We start from the raw sequence: 923 nt of genomic DNA, 5'->3' as shown, positions 1-923 counted from the left end.
TGCAGCTCTCCGCTGTCCGCGAACCATTTTCCCTGCAGCACTTCCGCCTTCAGGCTGCGGTGAAAACGCTCCAGCTTGCCCTGCGTCTGCGGATGATAAGGCCGGGAGTGCCCCACCCGGATACCGTGGCGCATCAGCCACAGCTCCAGCGCCGTCCAGGTGCCGGTGGTGTCGCCCCACGGTGAGCCGTTGTCCATCGTCATCCTGTCCGGCAGGCCGTAGCGTTCAAACGCGCTGACCAGCTGCTGCTGCACGGTCTCGCGCCGTTCATCGGTACAGTGCGCCAGGCACAGGGAAAAACGGGAGTGGTCGTCCAGCAGGGTGAGCGGATGGCAGCGGCCACCGCCAAAGGGAAAGTGGCCCTTAAAATCCATCTGCCAGAGCCGGTTCGGCGCGTCATGTTCGAAGCGTCCCGTAGCCGGAACGCCCGGTGATGCGCCCGGCAGCAGACCGTGACGGGCCATCAGATTATGGACGGTGCTGAAGGCGGGCATACGGTGCCCCTGGTCTTCAAGCCAGCGCTTAATCTTGCGGGCGCCCCAGCGTTGATGACGGTCATGCGCCATGCGCAGCAGGGCCGTGATGTCGTCAGATGAGCGGTTCGGGGAATGATGAGGTGCGCGGGAGCGGTCCTGAAGACCGGAGGCACCTTCCTCAGCCCAGCGCTGAAGCCACTTGTAGCCGGTGGCAGGAGAAATGCCGAACTGACGGCAGAGGAAACGGATGTTCGCCCCGTCCTGCGAGGCGAACAGCACAAACTCGGTACGTAATGACATGGTATCTCTCGCATCCCAGGGCATAAGCGACTCCATAAACGGGTTCTTATGCCTCAGTTGTAAGTGTCTACCATGTCCCCGAACAAGTGTTCACTATGTCCCCGGACCGTACAGGGGAGAGGGCTGGGGTGAGGGCATCAGGCCGCA

At 62.5% G+C, this 923-nt stretch carries 1 protein-coding gene; it reads right to left on the bottom strand.

What is annotated here, in order from left to right; genetic code table 11:
• On the bottom strand, nt 1–812 hold an 812-nt coding region (locus IM313_RS22440), incomplete at its 3' end, for an IS481 family transposase (RefSeq protein WP_193056113.1).
• Nucleotides 813–923 lie beyond the last annotated feature (111 nt).

This window comes from Enterobacter cloacae complex sp. P2B (assembly GCF_014895985.1).
Lineage (GTDB): Bacteria > Pseudomonadota > Gammaproteobacteria > Enterobacterales > Enterobacteriaceae > Enterobacter > Enterobacter bugandensis.
This window is presented reverse-complemented; position numbering and strand designations above follow the sequence as displayed.